Source organism: Microbacterium sp. B19(2022) (assembly GCF_012030385.1).
Lineage (GTDB): Bacteria > Actinomycetota > Actinomycetes > Actinomycetales > Microbacteriaceae > Microbacterium > Microbacterium oxydans_B.
Genome location: NZ_JAAUVO010000001.1, coordinates 1 through 16,427 on the forward strand (window position 1 = coordinate 1; position 16,427 = coordinate 16,427).

Genomic DNA, 16,427 nt, shown 5'->3' on the forward strand with positions numbered 1-16,427 from the left:
CCCCGCACCCGCCGCATCCGTGCGCAACACCCGCTGCAACAACTCGTTCACCGTGCGGCAGCCATATCGCCCACAGAACGCCGGCTCACCCGACCCCGCCGGACGCTCATCGACCGACGCGACCGTCTCCACGACCACCGCCTCCACCCGCCGCTGCACCTCACCCGCGACCCGCAAAACCTGCATCTTCTCGTCGTCCGCAAGCCCCGCGATCACGTCCGCGCGCAGCACCGCATCCAGGTCAGCGACGACCTGGACGAGCAGTTCCACGGGGTTGTTCATACCCCTAAGTCAACCCGGGGCCACCGACATTCGAACGCCGATAACCCCAGTTCAGAGCAATATTCCGAAACACGCGAAACGCCGACAATCCCTCCACAGAAACGACGTCAGGGCCCTTGTCCACACTCGCGGCGGCACGGTGCGCCGCGACGCTCACGGACACCCCGCACCAGGGCAGAGTGTGAGTATCCACGTCGACATCACACATACCGATGTCGACGGAGACCGCGCATCCGTCGACGAAACGGAGCCGAGCATCCGCTCTTCGATTTGACGCTCACAGGTTCGCCAACTAAATTACAGATCGGTAACGGTGGCATCCGGGGGGATCGACCGCCGCGTACATCTGCCCTCCGGAAGGACTCCGTCACGAATTCCCTGCCACCCGAGCGCGCTCACGACGCCCCGGACACCCCCGAAGAAGCGCCTGCCGCACCCCGCCCGCTGCTGCGGCGCGATCGGCGGAACTCCGCCCCCACGACTCCCGAAGCTCCCCGTACGGCGGACGCACCTTCGGACGCACAGCCTCCCCGCACAGCCGACGCATCCACCGAGACGCAGTCTCCCGTCGCCGCGAGCACCCCCACAGACGCGCAGTCTCCCGTCGCCGCGACCACCCCCACAGACGCGCAGTCTCCCGTCGCCGCGACCACCCCCACAGACGCGCAGTCTCCCGTCGCCGCGACCACCGCCGCCACGGACACCCCACGCCCGTCGCACTCGAGGGCCACCGGCAAGCCCCGCCGCGCCCGGAACCCGCGAGGGCGTCTCGCGCGAAAGCCCGCAGCATCTCCGGTCCGTCCCCGCCGCGCGAAGCGTCCGTGGGCGAAGGCCAAGGCGCTCGGCGCCACGTTCGCGATCGGTGTGATGGTCACCGGCGCCGCACTGCCCGCGCTCGCCACCGGCAGCGATGGGGTCGTCGCCGGCGCCACCACCAGCCTCACCACGGCGGCCGCTGCCGACGCCGCGCAGTCTTACACACCGACGTCGGCATCTTCCTCCTCCTCAGACGAGATCCGTGCCGAGATCGCCCCGCGCGGGACCTTCTCGGCGACGACGCCCGAAGAGATCGAAGAGACGCGCTCGCGTGCCGTCGCGGCCGCACTCGCTGCCGGCATGCCGCTCGGAAGCGCGGTCGACATCCCCATCGCCGATCGCATCGTCATGCCGATGGCAGACGGGACCTACTCGTTCACTGATGGCTTCGGCGCTTCCCGCCCGGGCCGGTCTCACCTCGGCCAGGACTTCGCAGCCGGCGTCGGCACGCCAATCAACGCCGCCATGAAGGGCTGCGTCTCCCGCTCCACCGAGAGCTACCAGGGCTACGGCGTGACGATCCAGATCGAGAGCATCGTCGACGGACAGGCCGTCAGCACGGTCTACTCGCACATGAACTACGGAACCCGTGCGGTCGAGGTCGGCGACTGCGTCGACGAGGGTCAGTACATCGGCGACGTCGGATCGACCGGCTACGTGTTCGGCTCCTGCCTGCACTTCGAGGTCCACATCAACACGGTCGCCGTCGACCCGATGCCCTGGCTCCAGACGCACGTGAGCTGACCCGGTCCACGCGGCCACCGGCCGCTGCCGCTCAGTCGAGCGCGCTCATCACGTGCTTGATGCGGGTGTAGTCCTCGAACCCGTACTGCGAGAGGTCCTTGCCGTAGCCGGAGTGCTTGAACCCGCCGTGGGGCATGTCCGACACGAACGGGATGTGCGTGTTGATCCACACGCAGCCGAAGTCGAGGTCGCGCGAGAAGCGCATCGCCCGCGTGTGATCGGTCGTCCACACCGAGGCCGCGAGCGCATAGGGCACGTCGTTCGCCCACTGGAGCGCCTCGTCATCGTCGGAGAACGCCTGCACGGTGAGCACCGGGCCGAAGATCTCACCCTGTACGACCTCGTCGTCCTGCCGCACGCCCGACACGATCGTGGCCTCCCAGAAGTAGCCCCGGTCTCCCTGGCGGCGTCCGCCGGTCTCGATGGTCGCGTGTGCAGGAAGCCGGTCGATGAAACCCTGCACCTGAGCGAGCTGTGCCGCGCTGCTCAGCGGCCCGTACAGCACCCCCTCCTCGTGCGGTCCTCCGGTGCGCGCGTGCGTCTTCGCCCTCGCCACCAGCGCGGCGACGAGCTCATCGTGCCGCGACTCGTGCACGAGCACGCGTGTGGCCGCCGTGCAGTCCTGTCCGCCGTTGAAGAAGGCCCCGGCGATGATCCCGTCGACCGCCTTCTCGAGCACGGCATCCGCGAACACGATCGCGGGCGCCTTGCCACCGAGTTCCAGGTGCACGCGCTTCACGTCGTTCGCCGCCGAGCGCGCCACCGCCATGCCCGCCCGTACCGAACCGGTGATCGCCACCATCTGCGGGGTCGGATGCTCGACGAGCGCGACCCCCGTGTCGCGATCGCCGAGCACGACATTCAGAGTGCCGGCAGGGGTGTGCAGCGCGACGATCTCGGCGAGCAGAAGCGTGGTCAACGGCGTCGACTCCGCGGGCTTGAGCACGACCGTGTTCCCGGCGGCGAGCGCAGGCGCGATCTTCCAGACGGCCATGTTCAGCGGATAGTTCCACGGCGTCACCTGACCGATCACGCCGACCGGCTCCCGGCGCACGAACGACGTGTGCCCGGCGAGGTACTCCCCCGCCGCCCGACCTTCGAGGCTGCGGGCAGCGCCCGCGAAGAATCGCAGCTGATCGACCGACTGCATGATCTCGTCGGCGACGAGGCTCGCACGCGGCTTGCCGGTGTCCTGCGATTCCAGGTCGGCGAACTCCTCGGCCCGCGACTCCATCTCATCGGCGATGCGGAACAGCGCCAGTTGTCGATCGGCGGGCGTCGTGTCACGCCAGAGCGGGAAGGCCGCGGATGCCGCGGCATAGGCGTCGTCGACGTCGGCACCGTCGGAGATCGGCAGTTCACCGTAGGCGGCTTCGGTGACAGGATCGAGGAGCGGCATCCGTTCCGTCCCGGACGCGGGCACGTAGCGACCGCCGATGAAGTTCTGCAACGGCGCGGAGTTCTTCAGAAGGCTGCGGGACATGCCGTCATGGTAGCTCGCGACCTGCGGAATCGGAAGATATCGGCCGCACGCAGCGACTGAATCAGTTGCAGGATCGAGCCATGACTGTCAATATCGACAGATGAGCCCCAAGCCTGCCCAGCCTGCACTGGACGACATCTCGAAGCGCATCGTCGAACTCCTGCAGGAGGACGGCCGCCGACCCTACGCCGAGATCGCACGCGAGGTGGGGCTCAGCGAGGCGGCCGCCCGTCAGCGTGTGCAGCGGATGACCGAGGCCGGCATCATCCAGATCGTCGCGGTCACCGATCCGATGCAGCTCGGCTTCCACCGCATGTCGATGATCGGCATCCGCGTCTCCGGCGACCCCCGCGCGATCGCTGAAGAGCTCACCACGATCCCCGAGCTGGCCTACGTCGTCGTCACTCTCGGGACGTTCGACATCCTCGTCGAGGCCGTGTGCGAGGACGACGAGCACCTGATCACCCTCATCGCCACCCGCATCCGCACCATCCCGGGCATCGTCCACACCGAGAGCCTGCTCTACGCGGGCCTCTACAAAGACCTCTACAACTGGGGTACGCGCTGAGGCGCACCCCCGACGCATCGGAGTGATCATGGGAACCACCGTCTTCGAACGCCGGCAGCCGCCGCAGGGGGTCGTCGACGACTCCCTGCGCGACACCGCTCTGCGCGTCTTCTGGCTCGACGATGTCGATCGGCCGACGCATCCGCGCCTGAACGGCACGGTCCGCGCCGACCTCGCGATCGTCGGCGGCGGCTACGCCGGACTGTGGACCGCCGTGCGCGCCAAGGAGCGCGACCCCGAGCGCCGCGTCGTCCTCCTGGAGGCCTCGCGCATCGCGTGGGCGGCGTCCGGTCGCAACGGCGGCTTCTGCGAGTCGAGCCTCACCCACGGTCATGAGAACGGCGTGACCCGGTGGCCCGAGGAGATCGACCGGCTCGAGGAGCTGGGCCACGAGAACCTCGACGGCATCGAGCAGACCGTCGCGCGCTACGGCATGGACGCGGAGTTCGAGCGCACCGGTCAGCTGGCCGTCGCGGTCGAGCCGCACCAGGTCGAGTGGCTCCGCGACGAACCGGGCTTCCTCGACCGCGAAGCCGTGCAGGCGGAGGTGCACTCCGAGACGTTCCTCGCGGGAGCCTGGGACCGCGAGGGCTCGGCGATGGTGCATCCGGCGAAGCTGGGCGTCGAGCTGGCACGCGTCGCCGCAGACCTCGGCGTCGAGATGTACGAGCACAGCATCGTGCGCGCCATCGAGGGCGATGGCTCGGGCCCGATCGCGCTGGTCACGCCGAACGGCCGGGTGGTCGCGGATGCCGTGGCCCTCGGCACCAACGTGTTCCCCTCGCTCCTCAAACGCAACCGCCTGATGACCGTGCCGGTCTACGACTACGTGCTGATGACCGAGCCGCTCTCCGCCGAACAGCTCGCGTCGATCGGCTGGTCGAACCGGCAGGGCCTCGCCGACAGCGCGAACCAGTTCCACTACTACCGGCTCACGGGTGACAACCGCATCCTGTTCGGCGGCTACGACGCGGTCTACCACTACGGCGGCAAGGTGCGCCCCGAGTACGAGGACCGCATCGAGAGTCACCGCAAGCTCGCCTCGCACTTCTTCACGACCTTCCCGCAGCTGGAGAGTGTGCGCTTCACCCACCGCTGGGCCGGGGCGATCGACTCGTCGAGCCGCTTCTGCGCGTTCTTCGGCACCGCCCGCAAGGGCCGCGTCACCTATGCGACCGGCTTCACCGGACTGGGTGTGGGGGCTGCCCGCTTCGCCGCCGACGTCATGCTCGACAAGCTGTCGGAGGATTCGACCGAACGCACCGAGCTGCGGATGGTGCGCGAGAAGCCGATTCCGTTCCCGCCGGAGCCCGCCGCCTCGATCGGCGTGAACCTGGTGCGCGCAGCCATGAACCGGGCTGACCACAACGAGGGCAAGCGCAACCTGTTCCTCAAGACGCTCGACGCCGTCGGCATGGGCTTCGACTCGTGAATGCTCTCGCGGCGGGGAGCGGGGTGGATGCCCGTGGTCTCGCACTCGCGCACGAGCCGTTGCCCGCGGGCGAGGTGCTCGCCGGCGCCCCGACGACCGCCGTGCACGAGTTGGCGAGTCTCGGCGGGGTCGAGGTCGGCGTGTGGGAGATGACCCCTGGCACTGCGACCGACACCGAGGCCGACGAGGTGTTCGTCGTGCTGAGCGGCCGCGCCACGATCTCGTTCGGCTCGTCTGGGCTGCCCGACCTCGAGATCGGCCCCGGCTCGGTCGTGCGCCTCGCTGAGGGCATGCGCACGACCTGGACCGTGACCGAGACGCTCCGCAAGGTGTACGTGGCCTGACGGCAGGTCGGCTCAGATCGTCAGGACGACTCGCCCAGCAGCGGGCGCACGGAGGCGTAGGCATCGCGGACGTCGCGGGTGGGAGTGTCGTAGACCCGGACGATGCCCGCACTCCCCTGATGACGCGGCCAGCCGGGGTCGCCGTCGACGAGGAACGCGACCGCCGCCCCGTGCACCTCATCGGCCAGCTGCTGCGGCGGGTTCGGGCCGGCGAGCGGCTCGATCGCGGGCCCGTCGAGGCAGTCGAAGAAGAACGGCACGTCGAGGCAGTGCTCCGCAAAACCGAAGCGCCCCGACGGCCACGAGAACCGGTACACCCAGGTCGGCGCGGCCCCGCGATCGGCGACGACCTTCAGCAGCGCCGAGCGGAACATCCGGTCGGTCAGCAGCCGTCCGGCGATGCGGGCATTGCCGAGGCCCGTGATGTCGGCGTTGGCGGCGAGGTACTCGCGGCGCGCGGCCTTCGGCAGCCCGAGCTTTCCCAGCAGGAGCGACCGGGGCACCCAACGGAGCTTCTTCGCCGCATCCGAGAACACCATGGTGAACTCGTCGTCGGTCGCGCCGAGCACGAGCGGCTTGTCGGCGCCGATGCCCGCGGCGAGCGCCTCGCGCGTCGACCGCGGCAGCAGATCGCCGTCGATGCTCGGCCCGAGCGGCAGCCCCTCCTCGATCATGCTGCCGACCGACGACGGCCCGAGCTCGGTCGCCTTCTTCTGCAGCTCGAGCACACGCTCCTCGTCCAGCGACGAGAACCCGGCGACGGTCGGCTCGACCCCGCAGGCGGCAGCGAGTCCGCGGCCGAACGTCTCGGCGCGGGCGGAGGAGACATCGGCGAGCGCACCCGAGATCGAGTAGACACCGTGGAACAGGTGCTGCGCCAGCTCCATGCCGAGCAGGGTCAGCACGGCACCGCCACCCGCGGACTGACCGGCGATCGTCACGCGCGACGGGTCTCCGCCGAACGCGGCGATGTTCTGCTGCACCCATTCCAGCGCGAGCAGCCAGTCGCGCACGCCACGGTTCGACGGAGCATCCTCGATCCAGCCGAAACCGTCGAAGCCGAGGCGGTACGAGATCGACACGGTCACGACGCCGTCGCGGTTGAAGTTGCGGCCGTCGTACCAGACGCTCGCGGGCGAGCCGGCGAAGTACCCGCCCCCGTGGATCCAGACGAGCACCGGCATCCCGGTTCCCTGCTCGGCGCGGGTCGGACTCGACGTGAACACGTTGACGTTGAGTGTCGACTCGCCCTCGACGCTCGGCTCGGGGATGAGCGTGACGCCGGGATCGCCGCGCTGCGCGGTGGCGGCGAACTCGAGCGCGTCGCGCACACCCTCCCACGGTGCCTTCGGCACGGGCGCCTGGAAGCGCAGCTCGCCGATCGGAGCCTCCGCGAAGGGGATGCCCAGGAATGCCGCCGACCGCGGATTACCGCGCCCCCCGGTGGTCGGACGCCAGCGGCCGCGCACCCGTCCTGCGGCGGTCGTCACCTCGACGAACTCGGGGGTCGTCTCGAAGTCGGTATCGGTCATCACAGCATTCTCCTGGTCGCAGGCGGCGAGCGGCGGCACCGCGAACGCCCTCAGCCGAGGATCGATGTGACCTCAGCGTGCGGCATCCGCGTCGTCATGACCCCGATCGCCTCGGGGTTGTCATCGACCAGCACGGCGTCACGACCGAGCGCCGAGGCCACGGCCCCGGTCGTGCCGCTACCGGCGAAGAGGTCGAGCACCCGGTCGCCGGGGCGACTCGAGGCGGTCACGATGCGGCGGAGGATCCCCTCCGGCTTCTGCGTGGGATAGCCGGTCTTCTCGCGTCCGGTCGTCGGGACGATCGTGTGCCACCAGACGTCGGTCGGCAGCTTGCCGCGCGCGGCCTTCTCGGCGGTGACCAGTCCCGGCGCCATATACGGCTCGCGGTCGACCTCTTCGGAGTTGAAGACGTACTCCCGCGGATTCTTCACGTAGACGAGGATCGTGTCGTGCTTGGTGGGCCAGCGGCTGCGCGACTTCGCCCCGTAGTCGTACGCCCAGATGAGCTCGTTGAGAAAGCAGTCCCGACCGAACACGGCGTCGAGCATGACCTTGGCGTAGTGCGCCTCGCGGTAGTCGAGGTGCAGGTACAGGGTGCCGTCGTCGGCGAGCAGCCGCCAGGCCTCCTCGAGCCGGGGCATCAGGAAGGAGCCGTAGTCGTCGAAGCGGTCGTCGTAGGCGCGCAGCATCCCGCGCACCCGCTCGTAGGCATGCCCGTGGAACCCGTGCCGCACCTCGAGCGCCGGCTCCGGCACGGTCGCGGGCGCGGGCTCCGGCGGTTCAGAACTCCTCAGATCTGCGACTGTCGCCCCCTCCTGGTCGCCGGATTCCGTGGCAGCACCTGCGACCGGCTCAGATTCTTGAGGAGTTGTGAACGTCCGGCGCGCGGTGACCACCTGTCGCCCCTGCGTCCTGCCGGTGTTGAACGGCGGGTCGAGGTACACGAGCGTGAAGGAACCCGACGGCAGGGTCGCCGCGACGGCGAGGTTGTCGCCCTCGATGATGGTGACCGCGCCCGCGGTCACGGCACCCGATGCAGCCACGCCTCGGTGGCGAACTTCGACTCGACGAGAGCCTCCGCGTCGGCATACTCGTCGGCCGTGATCGACCCCGTCTCGGCGTCGGTCAGCGAGCGGAAGGTGTCCTTGAAACGCTCGATGATCTCGGCGCGCTCGAGTCCGGTCTGGCTACGCAGCGGGTCGACGCGCTTGGCGGCGGACGTGGTGCCCTTGTCGCTGAGCTTCTCGCGGCCGATGCGCAGCACCTCGGTCATGACCTGGCCGTCGATGTCATACGACAGGGTCGCGTGGTGCAGCACTCCCCCGTTCGCGAGGCGCTTCTGCGCGGCACCGCCGATCTTGCCGGTCGGGCTCGCGATATCGTTGAGCGGCTGGTAGACCGCGTCGATGCCGAGCGACCGCAGCGCCTGCAGCACCCAGTCGTCGAGGAAGGCGTAGGAGTCGGCGAAGGTCATGCCTGCGACGAGCGATGCCGGCACATACAGCGAGTACGTGATGATCTGCCCCGCGGCCATGAGCATCGCCCCGCCGCCGGAGATGCGGCGGACCACGTCGAACCCGTGCCGTGCGGCGCCTTCGGGGTCGACCTCGTTGCGGTACGACTGGAACGACCCGATCACGACGGCCGACTCGTTCCACTCCCAGATGCGCAGGGTGGGACGCCGGCGCCCCTCGCCCACCCGGGCGGTGAGCACCTCGTCGAGGGCGAGGTTCATGCGCGGCGAGACCGCCTGGTCGTGCACGATCTCCCAGTCGAAGTCGCGCCACCCCGGGGCCGTCACGAGCGCACGGCGCACGGCGGTGCCGACGGCTTCGGGCGAGAAGCCGAGCAGCTGAGCGCCATCCGGAAGGGCACTGCGGACGGCCGCGGCGATCGCCGTCGAGTCCGTCTCGGCGGGCAGCCCGTTGACCGCGGCGTTGATGTCGTCCAGCGCCGAGTCCGGCTCGAGGAAGAAGTCGCCGGCGAGGCGGAAGCGGGCGATCCGGTCGTCCTCGATCTCGAGGTCGACGACGACGAGCTTTCCACCTGGGACCTTGTATTCACCGTGCACGGTTCCAGCTTAAGGCGCGAGAGCCCCGATCCGGCGGCTCAGCCGTGGCGGAGCAACCACCGGATGGATCAGCCCCCGAGCACCACCACGCGCTCCCCGGCGCGGATCGGCGTCGAGTACCGGTTGCCGGCGGGCGGCAGCGGGCAGACGTACTGGTCCGAGAACGCGCACGGCGGCAGGTAGGCGCGGTTGAAGTCGATCACGGCCGTGCCGTCGGCGGCGGGCTCGTCGACCGGCAGGAACCGGAAGCGGTACGTCTCCAGACCGTTGGTGCCGTCGGCGAAGACCGCGCTCAACGCCCCCTGTCCGTTCCTGGTGACGGTCAGCGTCTGGGCTGCCCCCGCCAGCTCGAACCGCAACCGCCCGGCGACCGGCGTCTCCCGGGCCTCACCGTCGACCGACGTGATCAGGATCTGCTCGTCGGGCGTCGCCTCGAACACCGCGGGGAGTCGCCAACGCTCGTCGGGCGCGTAGGCGTCGATCGCGGTGAACCACTCGCGCTGCGGCCGTGCCGGATTCAGCACCCGCAGCGCCAGCGCACCGTGGCGATCGAACACCCGTAGCTCACGCCGGCCGAGGCGGACGCTCTCCGAACCGCGCAGCACCACGGTCGATCCCGTCTGACCCAGCTCGCTCCCCCGGATGCCGCCGTCGCCGGTCAGCGCCCAGAGCCCGGGGATGCCGTCGACCGCCGCCGCCTCCGTGATGAGCCAGTTCGTCGACTCGAGAGCCGACGGACCGTACTCCGACCCTGCGTAGCGCTCGCGCGACGCGTGCCAGTCCTGCCAGTCCTTCACGAAGCTCATCGGTGCGGTCCCTCCCGTGCGAGGGCACCGCACAGCGGCGCACTCCTCGCTCCTGCGCGGAATACTGACCCGAATCTACGGTCGTCACCGAGCCCGGAGAACGGGTCCGTCACACGCCTTCACCGGGCGTAACGCCGCGTCACACCGCGCGGAAGCGGGAATGCGATGGACGGTTCTCAGCGCGCGGGGATGTGCGCGTCGAGCCAGGCGAGCACGTCGGCGCGCACCTCTTCCTGCTGCAGCTCGGCGAAGATCTCGTGCCGCGCATCCGGGTACACCAGGGTCGTGATGTCGGTGAGCCCGGAACGGCTGCGGTACTCGTCGGCGAGCTTGTGCACGCTGCGGGGTCCGCCCACCGGGTCGTCGCGACCGACGAGGAGCAGCATCGGGATGTCGCGACCCAGGTCCTTGGCCGGACGCCCGTAGAGCCGCGCGGCCTCGATCGGACCGAAGAGCTTGAGCAGCGGGACGTCGGTCGTGAGCGGATCGTCGGCGAACGCGGCCCATACGGCGGGATCGCGGCTGAGCCATTCGAGCCCGGTGGCGTCTTCGTCTTTCGCCCACCGCGCGTTCAGGGGTGCCGCGTTGAGGAACCCGGGCGTGCGCAGCGCGGAGCCCGAGAGGATCACCGCATCCCACGCCTCCGGGTGGTGGTTCACGAGCATCTGCGCCAGGAACGAACCCCACGAGTGGCCCAGCAGCACCAGCGGCAGGTCAGGGTTCTCGTCGCGGATGATCCCGGTCAGCTGCCAGATCGCATCCTCGGCCGCGCGGAGTCCGCCGATGCCGAGTCGCCCCAGCTTCTCGGGTCCGCCGTGCTGACGGATGCCCGTGCGGCCGTGGCCCCGGTGATCGTCGGCGTAGACGTGGAAACCCGCGCCGGTGAGGGCGCCGATCAGGGCGCCGTATCGTCCGGCATGCTCGCCGACGCCGTGCAGGAGCTGCACGACTCCGCGCGGAGTACCCGCAGCCGGATGCACGTCGTAGACGATGGCCACGCCATGGGCGTCGGTGAACTCACGCGTATCCGTCACGCTGCGAGCCTAGCGACCGCGGGCCGAGAGCGCCTACCGTGCGACGGCATCCCGGATCGCGAAGGCGATGTCGCGGTCGGTGACCTCGTAGCCGCCGACGCCGTCGGCGGCGGAGCCCATCCGCACGCCACCGTCTTCGACCACCGAGCGCTTCGCGGAGAAGTGGATCGCGTCCACCCCCGCCGCGGCGAGCACCGGCGCACTGGCGACGTCGACTCCACTGCCGGCCATGATCTCGATCTCGCCCTCGGCCGCGGCGACGAGTGCGCGCAGGGTGTCGATGCCGTCGATCGCGGCGGACGCGCCACCCGAGGTCAGCACGCGGCGCAGACCGAGCTCGCGGGCGCTGCGCAGCGTCGCCACGGGGTCGGCCGTCACGTCGATGGCGCGGTGCAGGGTGACGGGTGCTCCGCCCGCGGCATCGCGCAGCCGCGCCATGGCGAACAGGTCGAGGCGACCCTCCGCGTCGAGCGCACCGATGACGACGCCGGTGGCACCCGCAGCGATCGCTCGGCGCACGTCGCGCTCGGTGACCGCCAGCTCGTCGTCGGTGTAGTGGAACCCGCCGCCGCGCGGCCGGACGAGCACGTGCACCTCCGGTCCGTCCGCTCCGGCGGCCTCGACCGCCAGCTCGAGCGTGGCGGGAGACGGGGTCAGTCCACCGAGGGCGAGGGCCGTGGCGAGCTCGACGCGGTCGGCGCCGATCTCAGCGGCGATGCGCACTCCGGCGGGGTCCTGCACGGCGATTTCCAAGGCGAGTGTTCGGGTCACTCCTCCATTGTGCCCGCCGCCGGGACAGTGTCAGAAAAATTAGATAGGCTATCTAAGTAATGCCTGCGTCCGATGAATCCCTCGCCCTCACCGCCACAGACCTGCGCATGGCCACGTTCCGCCTGGCCCGCCGCCTCCGTTGCGCCCGGGCCGCCGACTCGATGAGCGATGCCCAGCTGGCGGTGCTCGCCGACCTGCGCATGAACGGCCGCCGCACGATCTCGACCCTCGCCGTGCGCGAGCGCGTGACCGCACCGTCGATGACCAGCACCATCAACGGTCTCGAGGAGCAGGGCTTCGTGGTGCGCACTCCCGATGAAGAAGATCGCCGCCGCGTGCAGGTCGACATCACCGACGCCGGCGTCGAGCTCGTCGTCGAGACGATCCGCCGCCGCGACGAGCTGCTGGCCGACATGCTGCGCGAGGTCGAGTACACCGAGGCCGAGCTCACCACTCTCCGAGAAGCCAGTGCGCTGATGCGACGGGTGGTGGAGCGATGAGCGCCATGTTCCGTTCCTTCGCGAACATCAACTACCGCATCTGGTTCGCCGGCGCCCTCGTCTCGAACGTCGGCGGCTGGATGCAGGCCACCGCCCAGGACTGGGTCGTGCTCACCGAGCTGACCGACAACGACGCCACCGCGATGGGCGTCACCATGGCGCTGCAGTTCGGTCCGCCGCTCGTGCTGGTGAGCCTCACCGGATGGGTGGCCGACCGCTTCGATCGACGGCACATCCTTTTCGCCACCCAGTCGGCACTGCTGGGGTTGGCCATCGCGGTCGGCGTGCTGCTGCTCAACGATGTGATGACCCTGCCGATGATGTTCGCCTTCGCGCTCGGTTTCGGCGTCGTGAACGCGTTCGACGCTCCGGCCCGGCAGGCGTTCGTCTCCGACATGGTGTCGACGGGCGACACCTCGAACGCGGTCGCCCTGAACTCGGCATCCTTCAACCTCGCCCGCATGGTCGGCCCGGCGGTCGGCGGTCTGCTGATCGTGGCGATCGGCTCCGGCTGGGTCTTCATCGTGAACGCCGCGACCTTCCTCGCGATGATCCTCGCGCTGTCGATGCTGCGCACCGGCCTGCTCGCGCCACGGCTGAAGAACCGCAGCCGCGGCGGACTCGCGGCCGGGTTCCGCTACGTGTGGGGGCGCAGCGACCTGCGGGTCGTGTTCGTCACGGTGTTCCTGATCGGCGCGTTCGGCATGAACTTCCCGATCTTCGCCTCGACCATGGCGCTCGAGTTCGGCGCGGGCGCCGACGGCTACGGCGTGCTCAGCTCGGTGCTCGCGATCGGCTCGCTGATCGGCGCGCTGCTCGCGGCTCGCCGTGACCGCGCGCGGGTGCGCGTGGTGATCCTCGCCGCCGGCGGATTCGGCATCGCCGCGTTCGTGTCATCCGCCATGCCGACGTATGCCTCGTATGCCGTCACCCTGACCTTCACCGGCTTCATGATCGTGACGCTGCTCACCACCGCCAACGGGTACGTGCAGATCACGACCGAGCCGGCGCTACGCGGACGCGTGCTCGCCCTGTACATGGCCGTCATCATGGGCTCGACCCCCGTGGGTGCTCCCATCGCCGGGTGGGTCGCCGACTCCTTCGGTCCGCGCGCGGCCATCATGCTCGGCGGTACGGCCGGATTCGTCGCCTGCGCGATCGGGGTGATCTGGGTGGCGACCTCGGGCCGCCTGCGCCGCGCCGAGAACCGCCGCTTCCTGCTCACCCTCGACGAGACCCGCCCGCTGAGTGTGGTCGAGCGGCCCGACCCGATCGAGTTCAGCGACGAAGCAGCCGTCACCACGCCCATCCGCACGGCGAAGAGGAACGACCTCGAGGGCTGAGCCTCTTTGCTCGGTTTGTCAACGCCCTCTACGGAGTGCACCTGGCGTACGTACCGTCGGTACATGGACGACAACACGGAACGCACACCCCACCCGCAGGACCCGGCCGAGGGCGCTCCCGGCGTCGGCGTCCCCGATGAGGATGCCGGTCAGGGCGACGGCACCGGCGGCGCGATCCAGGGCGACAGCTCGCGCGGCGAATCGACCGGCGGCGCCATCCAGGGCGATGCCGGCCAGGGCCACCGCTCTGCCCTCGGGGGCGACGAGGGGACCGAAGACCAACTCGACGCCGACAACGCGGCCGAGGAAGACACGTTGAAGACGCTCGACCCGGATTCCCCACCGGCCTGAGCGCTCCGAGAGGGCAGCGTCACCGCAGCCGTCTCCCCCAGAGACGGCCTCCCCCCTGCGGTGGCGCTGCCCGTCACACCGGCCTGACGCTGAGTACTACGCGCCGAGGACGAGCTTGAGCTGCTCCACCGCCCAGTCGAGCTCGGTCGCGCGGATCACGAGGGGCGGCGCGATGCGCACCGTCTGACCGTGCGTGTCCTTGACGAGCACACCCCGATCGAGCAGCTTCTCGGCGATCTCGCGACCCGTTCCCCGGGCGGGATCGATGTCGACGCCCGCCCACAGGCCCGCGATGCGCACGGCGGTCACGCCGTGTCCGATCAGCGGCTGCAGCGCCTGCTCCAGGTGCGCACCGAGTGCCCGCGCGCGCTCCTGGAACTCACCGGTCTGCAGCATCTCGACCACGCGCAGACCGACGGCCGCGGCCAGCGGGTTGCCACCGAAGGTCGAACCGTGCTCGCCCGGACGGATGACACCGAGCACATCGGTGTTCCCGACCACGGCTGAGACGGGGAGGATGCCGCCGCCGAGAGCCTTGCCCAGCAGATACAGGTCCGGCACGACGCCCTCGCGATCGCACGCGAACGTCTCGCCGACGCGGCCGAGCCCCGCCTGGATCTCGTCGGCGATGAACAGAACGTTCTTCTCGTCGCAGATCTCGCGGATGCGGCGCAGGTATCCCTCCGGCGGGATCACGACGCCGGCCTCACCCTGGATGGGCTCGACGAGCACGGCGGCCGTGTCGTCGGTGATGGCCGCGGCGATGGCCTCCGCGTCGCCGTACGGCACGACGTCGAAGCCGGGCGTGTACGGACCGAAGTCATCACGAGCCTGCTCGTCGTCGCTGAAGCTGACGATCGTGGTCGTGCGGCCGTGGAAGTTGCCGGCAGCGACGATGATGCGCGCCTTGCCCGCAGCGATCCCCTTGACCCGGTAGCCCCAGGCGCGGGCGACCTTGATGCCGGTCTCGACCGCCTCGGCGCCGGTGTTCATCGGCAGCACCAGGTCTTTGCCGGCGAGCTCTGCGAGCGCCGCGGCGAACGGCTCGAGCCGGTCGCTCTGGAACGCGCGGCTGACGAGTGTGACCCGGCCGAGCTGCTCGGTGAGCGCGGCCACGAGCGCCGGATGCCGGTGCCCGAAGTTCACGGCCGAGTACGCGGCGAGCAGGTCGAGGTAGCGCTTGCCCTCGACATCCGTCACCCAGGCGCCCTCACCGCGGGCGATGTTCACCGGCAGCGGGTGGTAGTTGTGCGCGACGTGCGGCTCGGCGACGACCTCGGTGGCCTCGCCCTCGTTCGCGATGTCGACCGCGGTCACTTCGTGCCCCGCAGCTCGAGCGTGCAGCACTTGATGCCGCCGCCGCCGAGCAGCAGCTCGGAGAGGTCGACGGTGATCGGGTTGTAGCCGCGCTCGCGCAGCTGCTTCTCGAAGCCCTTGGCGCGCGGCGAGATGATCACGTTGTAGCCGTCGCTCGCCGAGTTGAGGCCGAACACCGAACCGTCTTCGTCCGACACGAGGATCGCGTCGGGGAAGCGCCTCTCCAGCTCGGCGCGGCTGGCGTCGTCGAAGGCGCCGGGGAGGTAGGCGATGTTCGCGCGCTCGGGGCCGCCGTTGTCTGTGCCCTGCACCGGGTCGAGCACGGCGATGGCGGTGTCGAGGTGGTAGAAACGCGGGTCGACGAGGTTCAGCGAGACGACCTCGCGGCCGAAGACCTCGCCGACCTCGCGGTGGCTGTCTCCGGTGGAGCGGAAGCCGGTGCCGGCCAGGATCACGTCTCCGACGAGCAGGAAGTCACCCTCGCCCTCGTTGACCTCCTTCGGCATCACGGTGTCGTAGCCTGCGGCGCGGAACCAGTCGGCGAAGGCCGGCGACTCGCCCTGGCGCTCGACGAAACGGAACTCGGGCACGTACGCGCGACCGTCGATCAGGAATCCGCCGTTGGCCGTGTAGACCATGTCGGGGTAGCCGGCGAGCGGCTCGATGAGCTCGACGGTGTGGCCGAGCTCGAGGTACAGGTCGTGCAGCTTCTGCCACTGCGCCACGGCGTTGGCGGTGTCGGTGGGCCGCGACGGCTCCATCCACGGGTTGATGGAGTAGTTCACGGTGAAGTGCTCCGGCTTGCACATCAGGTAGTGACGGCGGTGCGCGGTGCGGGCGGGTGCTGTGGTGACGGCGGCTTCAGGCGTCGACATGGATGCTCCTCGAATGGACGGGCGCGGCGGACGCTGTCCTGGGGCCCGACGGTCCTTCGACCCGCTGCTCGTTCAGAGCCGGCGACGGGGAAGATGCGACTCGGGCACGCCGGAGTCCATTGTGTCACCCACCCCCTGTACGCCGCCAGAGCCGCGCT

Annotated in this window: 17 protein-coding genes; 7 read left to right on the top strand and 10 right to left on the bottom strand. The window is 69.9% G+C overall.

The annotated features are described in order from the left end of the window. Positions 1-282 (bottom strand): hypothetical protein (locus HCX50_RS00005; protein ID WP_167632579.1); only part of this gene is annotated, 282 nt, incomplete at its 3' end. An 867-nt stretch (positions 283-1,149) separates the two neighbouring features. Here HCX50_RS00005 and HCX50_RS00010 point away from each other — a divergent pair. Then, entirely contained in the window at positions 1,150-1,842 is a 693-nt protein-coding gene (locus HCX50_RS00010; protein ID WP_237682256.1) for a M23 family metallopeptidase, read from the top strand. Between the two features lie 31 nt (positions 1,843-1,873). Here the strand turns inward: HCX50_RS00010 and HCX50_RS00015 are convergent, their stop codons facing one another. Then, on the bottom strand, positions 1,874-3,325 hold the full coding sequence (locus HCX50_RS00015; protein WP_167632580.1) for a gamma-aminobutyraldehyde dehydrogenase: 1,452 nt from the start codon (positions 3,323-3,325) through the stop codon (positions 1,874-1,876). 100 nt (positions 3,326-3,425) lie between these two features. Here HCX50_RS00015 and HCX50_RS00020 point away from each other — a divergent pair, with 100 nt between their 5' ends. Genes HCX50_RS00020 through HCX50_RS00030 form a run of 3 tightly spaced genes read left to right on the top strand, consistent with a single transcriptional unit; the run spans position 3,426 to position 5,669 of the window. After that, complete coding sequence (locus HCX50_RS00020) at positions 3,426-3,893, top strand: Lrp/AsnC family transcriptional regulator (protein WP_029262144.1); 468 nt, start codon at positions 3,426-3,428, stop codon at positions 3,891-3,893. Positions 3,894-3,921: 28 nt separating this feature from the next. After that, the gene (locus tag HCX50_RS00025) at positions 3,922-5,325 is read left to right on the top strand and encodes an NAD(P)/FAD-dependent oxidoreductase (RefSeq protein ID WP_167632581.1); all 1,404 of its coding nucleotides are present in this window, start codon (positions 3,922-3,924) and stop codon (positions 5,323-5,325) included. Next, positions 5,322-5,669, top strand: coding sequence for a cupin domain-containing protein (locus HCX50_RS00030; protein ID WP_091031342.1), 348 nt, complete (start codon positions 5,322-5,324; stop codon positions 5,667-5,669). Before HCX50_RS00025 ends, HCX50_RS00030 begins: the two co-directional genes overlap by 4 nt. 20 nt (positions 5,670-5,689) lie before the next feature. Here the strand turns inward: HCX50_RS00030 and HCX50_RS00035 are convergent, their stop codons facing one another. The 6 genes from HCX50_RS00035 to HCX50_RS00060 all read right to left on the bottom strand — a co-directional run bounded on the left by HCX50_RS00035 (position 5,690) and on the right by HCX50_RS00060 (position 11,883). Next, on the bottom strand, positions 5,690-7,201 hold the full coding sequence (locus tag HCX50_RS00035) for a carboxylesterase/lipase family protein (RefSeq protein WP_091031345.1): 1,512 nt from the start codon (positions 7,199-7,201) through the stop codon (positions 5,690-5,692). A 50-nt stretch (positions 7,202-7,251) separates the two neighbouring features. Continuing rightward, positions 7,252-8,244 carry a DNA methyltransferase gene (locus tag HCX50_RS00040; protein WP_167632582.1) on the bottom strand — a complete coding sequence of 331 codons (993 nt, stop codon included), beginning with the start codon at positions 8,242-8,244 and terminating at the stop codon, positions 7,252-7,254. Continuing rightward, entirely contained in the window at positions 8,223-9,272 is a 1,050-nt protein-coding gene (locus HCX50_RS00045; RefSeq protein ID WP_091031347.1) for a lipoate--protein ligase family protein, read from the bottom strand. The genes HCX50_RS00040 and HCX50_RS00045 overlap by 22 nt, the downstream gene beginning before the upstream one ends. Positions 9,273-9,340: 68 nt before the next feature. Next, positions 9,341-10,078, bottom strand: coding sequence for a DUF1684 domain-containing protein (locus tag HCX50_RS00050; RefSeq protein WP_091031350.1), 738 nt, complete (start codon positions 10,076-10,078; stop codon positions 9,341-9,343). Between the two features lie 176 nt (positions 10,079-10,254). Continuing rightward, on the bottom strand, positions 10,255-11,112 hold the full coding sequence (locus tag HCX50_RS00055; protein WP_167632583.1) for an alpha/beta fold hydrolase: 858 nt from the start codon (positions 11,110-11,112) through the stop codon (positions 10,255-10,257). Between the two features lie 33 nt (positions 11,113-11,145). Continuing rightward, on the bottom strand, positions 11,146-11,883 hold the full coding sequence (locus HCX50_RS00060; protein WP_167632584.1) for a copper homeostasis protein CutC: 738 nt from the start codon (positions 11,881-11,883) through the stop codon (positions 11,146-11,148). A gap of 59 nt (positions 11,884-11,942) precedes the next feature. On the opposite strand from HCX50_RS00060, the gene HCX50_RS00065 reads away from it, so the two are divergent. The 3 genes from HCX50_RS00065 to HCX50_RS00075 all read left to right on the top strand — a co-directional run bounded on the left by HCX50_RS00065 (position 11,943) and on the right by HCX50_RS00075 (position 14,077). Continuing rightward, entirely contained in the window at positions 11,943-12,383 is a 441-nt protein-coding gene (locus HCX50_RS00065; protein WP_167632585.1) for a MarR family winged helix-turn-helix transcriptional regulator, read from the top strand. A 5-nt stretch (positions 12,384-12,388) separates the two neighbouring features. Beyond that, entirely contained in the window at positions 12,389-13,726 is a 1,338-nt protein-coding gene (locus tag HCX50_RS00070) for an MFS transporter (RefSeq protein WP_167632772.1), read from the top strand. 63 nt (positions 13,727-13,789) lie between these two features. Further along, a complete protein-coding gene (locus HCX50_RS00075) occupies positions 13,790-14,077 on the top strand; it encodes a hypothetical protein (protein WP_029262133.1) in 288 nt (95 codons plus the stop codon). 96 nt (positions 14,078-14,173) lie between these two features. On the opposite strand, the gene rocD is transcribed toward HCX50_RS00075, so the two are convergent. Together rocD and ddaH are read right to left on the bottom strand one after the other, a co-directional pair. Next, a complete protein-coding gene (rocD, locus tag HCX50_RS00080) occupies positions 14,174-15,394 on the bottom strand; it encodes an ornithine--oxo-acid transaminase (protein WP_337748836.1) in 1,221 nt (406 codons plus the stop codon). After that, positions 15,391-16,269, bottom strand: a complete 879-nt coding sequence (ddaH, locus tag HCX50_RS00085) for a dimethylargininase (protein WP_167632586.1) — start codon at positions 16,267-16,269, stop codon at positions 15,391-15,393. Before ddaH ends, rocD begins: the two co-directional genes overlap by 4 nt. Positions 16,270-16,427 lie beyond the last annotated feature (158 nt).

Coding starts and splice junctions, on each gene's coding strand:
- HCX50_RS00075 (WP_029262133.1), top strand. CDS start 13,790: ATGGACGACAACACGGAACGCACACCCCACCCGCAGGACCCGGCCGAG.
- HCX50_RS00065 (WP_167632585.1), top strand. CDS start 11,943: ATGCCTGCGTCCGATGAATCCCTCGCCCTCACCGCCACAGACCTGCGC.
- HCX50_RS00025 (WP_167632581.1), top strand. CDS start 3,922: ATGGGAACCACCGTCTTCGAACGCCGGCAGCCGCCGCAGGGGGTCGTC.
- HCX50_RS00010 (WP_237682256.1), top strand. CDS start 1,150: ATGGTCACCGGCGCCGCACTGCCCGCGCTCGCCACCGGCAGCGATGGG.
- HCX50_RS00015 (WP_167632580.1), bottom strand. CDS start 3,325: ATGTCCCGCAGCCTTCTGAAGAACTCCGCGCCGTTGCAGAACTTCATC.
- HCX50_RS00020 (WP_029262144.1), top strand. CDS start 3,426: ATGAGCCCCAAGCCTGCCCAGCCTGCACTGGACGACATCTCGAAGCGC.
- HCX50_RS00070 (WP_167632772.1), top strand. CDS start 12,389: ATGTTCCGTTCCTTCGCGAACATCAACTACCGCATCTGGTTCGCCGGC.
- HCX50_RS00050 (WP_091031350.1), bottom strand. CDS start 10,078: ATGAGCTTCGTGAAGGACTGGCAGGACTGGCACGCGTCGCGCGAGCGC.
- HCX50_RS00035 (WP_091031345.1), bottom strand. CDS start 7,201: ATGACCGATACCGACTTCGAGACGACCCCCGAGTTCGTCGAGGTGACG.
- ddaH (WP_167632586.1), bottom strand. CDS start 16,269: ATGTCGACGCCTGAAGCCGCCGTCACCACAGCACCCGCCCGCACCGCG.